Origin of the sequence: Acinetobacter sp. OYA S30 (assembly GCF_033599315.1) — a bacterium.
Classification (GTDB): domain Bacteria; phylum Pseudomonadota; class Gammaproteobacteria; order Pseudomonadales; family Moraxellaceae; genus Acinetobacter; species Acinetobacter baumannii.
Map to the genome: position 1 here is coordinate 1 of NZ_JAWVAV010000147.1, position 501 is coordinate 501.

Genomic DNA, 501 nt, shown 5'->3' on the forward strand with positions numbered 1-501 from the left:
ATTAATCGCTAAAAGAATTTTTAAAACTTTTGCTTGTTCAGACGTATCTGCTTTTTCAGGCATTTCACCCACAGAGGCAGCGGTACTCTCAAGTTTGGCTCCAAAACCAAGTGCTTCAAGTTTGCTAGTAATTTCATTAAGACCATCATTATGAAAAACTTTTAATTTCCGATTAGGTAAATCAAATGTTAGTCCTTTGACCTCACTCACTGGAGACAATGCCATACGAACCATTTGCTCCTCAGCAGAGCAATCCATTTTAGGAATCAGAAACGTACTGATTTCTTTTGCATGCTCTTTATTTACATAGGCTTCAGTTTTATTTAATTTTGCTCCAAACCCAAGAGCTTCAAGTTTTGCAGTGATTTCATTGCTTTCACCATTATGTATAACTTTTAGGTTTCGATTCGGCAAATCAAAAACTAGCCTCTTAACATTTACCAAAGAAGATAAAGTCATCCGAACCATTTGTTCCTCTGCGGAACAATCCATTTTAGGGAT

1 pseudogene is annotated in these 501 nt (G+C 36.3%); it reads right to left on the bottom strand.

The window, feature by feature from the left end:
* Positions 1–501, bottom strand: a pseudogene (locus tag R5R67_RS19555) (cation transporter); the annotation flags it as partial.